This is a genomic window from Streptococcus parasanguinis (assembly GCF_001578955.1).
GTDB classification, from domain to species: domain Bacteria; phylum Bacillota; class Bacilli; order Lactobacillales; family Streptococcaceae; genus Streptococcus; species Streptococcus parasanguinis_U.
The window spans coordinates 585,450-590,357 of the sequence record NZ_KQ969690.1; the positions used below are offsets into that span (position 1 = coordinate 585,450).

Sequence of the window (4,908 nt, forward strand, 5' to 3'; positions counted from 1 at the left end):
AATCGCCACAATCATAGCAATGATGATCTGCACAAATAGGGGTTCTGTCAAACCAGTTAGTTTGAACAATTTATTAGAGTTTTCCGCATAGACCTCATTTTCAGCCGCAAATTTCTCTTCCTGGAATTCTTCACGAGCAAAGGCACGAATCACACGAAGTCCTGTCAAATTTTCACGCGCAAATTGGTTGAGATGGTCGAGAGTCTTTTGTTGCTTCTCAGAAAGTGGACGTGTCTTGACTGCTACATACCAGACGACGACAGCAAGGAATGGTACAGATACCGCTACAATCCATGCTAGAGAAGGACTGGTTGTCAGAATCAAAAGAACGCTGGAAACCATCATCAAAGGTGTGATGACGCCCATCTTCAACATAGAATCCGCAAACTGCATCAAAACAAAGGCATCCGAAGTCAAGCGAGTAACCAATGACGATACCCCAATTTGCTCATACTCGCGGTGTGAGTACTCCTGTAACTTGGCATAGAGGTCATTGCGCATATCACGGACCATGGTGGTCGTTAGCTGACCAACCGCGTAAGATAAGATAATCCGTCCCACAATTCCAAGCAAAATGATCGCAAACATAACCCAGCCCCAGAAATACAGCCGATCCACATCACGCGGGTTAATCCCCTCATCAATCATGCGAGCTAGAATCGTTGGCAAGCCTAAATTGACAATAACAAAAAGGACCGCCGAAAATAGATTCAGGGCTAGCCACTTGGGATACTTTTTCAAGTAAGACCAAATATAAAGCATAGATGATTCTCCTTTTCCATAAATAATAACCTTGATCACACAGAAAAGAGGGAGCGAGACGAAATCATTTTCAAAGAAAATCATTCCTGCCCCAGTCCCATCTGTATTCTTATTTATTATATCAAACCAGTCATAAAAGTAAAGCAAAGAGAGTGGGACAGAAATCGGTCATTCGTTAGAATTCGATTTCATCGTCCCACCTCCGCACAGTTGAGTAGGGCTGTAAAAGCTGATGAAATCAGCGTAGTAGAGCTCACTCAACCACTGCGTCTTATTCGACAATCCAAAAATAATTGAGAGGCTAGGACTTTTGTCCCAGCCTCTCAGTCGCTTTATTTCGTGCGTTTGAATTTAGCATTTTTAAGAATCATAAGATCCCCTTGGTTGCTATTACTTAACTTAGAAAGATCAAATGTCAAATAGTCACCATCGACCTTGTATGTAATCTTTTCTCCACTACCATCTTTTGACGCGATTGTTTTCTCTTTTTGATCGATTTTGACTTCATAAGATCGCTCATTCTTTTGACCAGCGACTTCACCCGCGATGCTGAGGGTTCCTTTTGAATCTTTGATCTTAATGGAAACTTCAAAATTAATAACATCTCCAATAGACTCTAATTGACTACCTGATAAGCCTTGCTCCTCAAGAATTTTCTTGAGTTCAGTTTTTGATGGTTTGTAGACATAAGTCCCGTTATCACTTTTGGCACCACATGCCACCAAGAGGACTGCTGCAAAAACTGCAACGAAAGCTAAAAGAATACGTTTAATATTTTTCATAATTCATCTCCTAATGTACTTTATAATCAGATTTTACCATTATTTTAATACCGATTCAAGATATTATAAAGAAGAAAAAGAGCAGATACTCTCTGCCCTTCTCTTGTATTATTTTGTGCGCTTGAATTTAGCGTTTTTGAACATTTCCAAAGCTGCTGCGTGATCTGAACTTTCCTCTCCAGATAAATCAAAAGTGAATACATCGCCAGAAACTTTGTATTTAACCTTTTCACCTTCACCTGTTTTTGATTGAAGAGTTTTCTTTTGTTGGTCAACTTTCATATCAAATGATTGGTCTGTTTTTTGTCCCATCATTTCACCTTTAATTTTAAGGCTACCTTTTTTGTCTTTAATGGTTACTGAAACTTCCAATTTAACATTGTCGATCAATGCATCTACGCTTGAACTTGGAGCACCTTGTTCTTCAAGGATCTCCTTCACTTCAGATTTTGTAGGTTTGTAGACATAAGTCCCATTATCACTTTTGGCACCACATCCCACCAAAAGAACTACTGCAAAAACAGCTACTACAGCCAAAAGAATACGTTTAAAGTTTTTCATAACTTCTCCTTTTTAGTTAGATTAAACCTATTATAACAACAATTTCAATGCACTGCAATGAAAGATTATAAATGTCATATTCTTGTAATATTTCTTTCATAAACAAAGAAAAATAAAAAGGCAGGATGTAAATCCCGCCCTGATGGATTATTTAACTTTTTTGAACTTAGCAATTTTCATGTAGTTATTAAACATGTCTGTGTCACCCATTAAAGAATTCTTCACATCCTTAATCGTTAACACATTTCCTGAAACTTGATAAGTAATTTCCGCTTTCCCATACTCATTTTTTGAGACAAGAGTTTTAGCTTTTTGGTCTACTTCCAAATCAATCACTTGATTTACATTTTGACCACCTGCATTGGTGTCTACTTTCATCTCACCTTTCTTATCATTGATTGTAATCGAAATAGTGAATGAGTAATTATCACCTATCAAAGATTGAAATTCACTTGGCATAATATCTTTGATCTCATCCTTAGTAGGCTCAAACACGTAAGTCCCATTATCGCTTTTAGCGCCACAAGCTACCAAAAGGACGGCTGCAAAGACAGCTACAACAGCTAACAAAAGACGTTTAAAATTTTTCATCATCTTCTCCTTTATGATATGATTTATAGCCATTATAGCAACAAATTAGCAACATCTCAAGGGAATATAGCAAATGTAAAATCATTGTAACATCATTAAAACTGCACTATTTAGTAGGTTTAGAGAAAATAAAGAGAGCTACACATGTTAGCTTTATAAAAGCCCTCTATTCACATTCTATCATCATTATTTTCAACGACAAAAAAACCGAGGTCTAAACCTCGGTTTTCATTTTGATTGGAAACTCTATTATTTAAGAGTAACTGAAGCGTCGTTGCTTTAGTTGTTCTCATACAGCTAATTTTCACTCGGTTTCTTTACTTGGCGGGATTGTGGCGGGATTTGCAGTTAGTCCCAGCTCTCCTAACACCTCTGTTATTTCAGCACCGCCAGTTACAATCTGTCTATCATAGAAATGAGAATAGGTGTTTAGAGTTGTAGCTTTGTCCGTTCTTCCTGAACGAGCCGAGACATACAAAACATCTTTTTTTAGAACGTTTATCATAAATGAATCATGACTATGACGTAGACCTTTCCCAGTAATAACCGGAACCTTAGCCGCTAGTGCATGCCTTTTTAACATTCGACTTAAGGTAGATTTGTTCATTGGAGAGTTAAACCGTGCTAATACGAAATTATCTTCTCTATTATACACTTGTACAGTTCTCCAATTTTGCAACACTTTAACAGTTTCGTCATCTATTTCTAAGAAACGCATGCCTGCCCTAGTTTTTGTCTGCTCTTTTCGAACGTATTTCCCATTCCCTTGATATTCAATGGTAGACTGAATATGAATAACCTTATTTTTAAGATCTATGTCTGACCACTTTAAACTAAGACCCTCAGAGACTCGCATCCCCGTCATAAAATAAAGCCAGATAGCCGTATAAAACTGCCTTTCTTCATAAACTGTCAGATCAATAGTTTTTAATACCTTATCAAGTTCCTCCACAGTCCAAAATTCAGTTTTCGGTTTTTCTCCTTTAGGATTGTCTAATTTTCTACAAGGATTATTCTCGATGTATTCCAAGCGTTCTGCATAATTTAAGCACTTCTTCAGTTTACACCAAAGTCCTTTTGCGTAGTTTGGAGAGTAGTCTTCCATTAAAGATAATCTAAAATCTTCGCATTCCCGAACATTGATTTCAGACAATTTCTTGTCAGCAAAAACTTCAATAAAAGTCTTATACTGAGGATAAGCAGTTTGATAGGTTACGGGCTGAACAGTTTTCTTATAATAAGGCAAATAAACATCTTCCATAAATTTTGAAAATGGAATATCTAATTGTGGCCTATTTGCACTGGCACTAGATATTTTAGCATTGTATTCAGTTCTTATCCTACAGACTTCGTCAAAGGCTTGCTTTTCTGTTTTAAAATCAATTCCAAATTGATCTTTATAAGATTTAACCCTAAACCTCTTTCGGTCACCCGTAGACGGATCTACACTGAATTCAACCTCATAGTAAATTTTTCCTTTCTTATTTCGACTTACGCATTTATATTTTTTACTCATTTTGTTCCTTTCTTTCAGAAAGCAACTTAAAGCCGAGTAATTCTTCTACAATATACGTAGGAGCTAAATTAAGACGAGAATTATCAAATGGTGATTTACTTAATTCTACCACATTATTCGATAAAGCTCTAGATTCTTCAAATTGTCGAACAGCAATTAACTTTGCTTGTTTTATAATATCCCGTGCCGTATGTTCAGGAAAACCTAATTTCATTAATTCTGTATGATTTATTGTTTGCATTATCTCTTCCTTCTAATTCTTAATTACAGAGATTTCCATCTTTTGATAAGGCTTAGAATAGTTCAACAAATTAGATCATTAACCAAAAGCCTTAAACTACTTTTCTTTAAAATAATTGTACATCGCATAATAGTCAAATTCCATCTTAATGCTAGTTCTTCCATTACGATTTTTTAAAACCACTAACTCAATCTCTCGTGGATTTCTCGATTTAGCTTCATTAACATCAAAATTTCCTTGACCAGTCCCCTTTAGTTGAAGTCCAATCAAAACATCGCTAGAATACTCGATTGCTCCGCTCTCCTTGAAAGACTGCATACTTACAACAGATTTGTAGTTTTCTCTATTAAAAGAAGAAATAGCAATTACTGGTGTTTTAAAGTCTCGGCTAATCCTTTTCAATTCTATTACCGATCTATCTGTGTTTTGTTTTTCAGTTAATCGTTCATTCACCG

The 4,908-nt window shown here is 36.2% G+C and carries 7 protein-coding genes; all 7 read right to left on the reverse strand.

Annotation, left to right across the window (positions count from 1 at the left end):
* Positions 1–762: ABC transporter permease (locus tag SPADD19_RS12755; protein ID WP_241496515.1), on the reverse strand; the 762-nt coding region annotated here is incomplete at its 3' end.
* A gap of 332 nt (positions 763–1,094) precedes the next feature.
* Complete coding sequence (locus tag SPADD19_RS06760; protein ID WP_049473195.1) at positions 1,095–1,544, reverse strand: hypothetical protein; 450 nt, start codon at positions 1,542–1,544, stop codon at positions 1,095–1,097.
* A gap of 108 nt (positions 1,545–1,652) precedes the next feature.
* The gene (locus SPADD19_RS06765) at positions 1,653–2,105 is read right to left on the reverse strand and encodes a hypothetical protein (RefSeq protein WP_061455578.1); all 453 of its coding nucleotides are present in this window, start codon (positions 2,103–2,105) and stop codon (positions 1,653–1,655) included.
* 147 nt (positions 2,106–2,252) lie between these two features.
* A complete protein-coding gene (locus SPADD19_RS06770) occupies positions 2,253–2,696 on the reverse strand; it encodes a hypothetical protein (RefSeq protein ID WP_061455579.1) in 444 nt (147 codons plus the stop codon).
* 304 nt (positions 2,697–3,000) lie between these two features.
* A complete protein-coding gene (locus SPADD19_RS06775; RefSeq protein ID WP_061455580.1) occupies positions 3,001–4,212 on the reverse strand; it encodes a tyrosine-type recombinase/integrase in 1,212 nt (403 codons plus the stop codon).
* Positions 4,205–4,453, reverse strand: coding sequence for a DUF3173 family protein (locus SPADD19_RS06780; RefSeq protein ID WP_003003182.1), 249 nt, complete (start codon positions 4,451–4,453; stop codon positions 4,205–4,207). The genes SPADD19_RS06775 and SPADD19_RS06780 overlap by 8 nt, the downstream gene beginning before the upstream one ends.
* A 96-nt stretch (positions 4,454–4,549) precedes the next feature.
* Positions 4,550–4,908, reverse strand: a 359-nt coding sequence (locus SPADD19_RS12760) for a DnaB-like helicase C-terminal domain-containing protein (RefSeq protein ID WP_241496516.1), incomplete at its 5' end; no start/stop codon positions are given.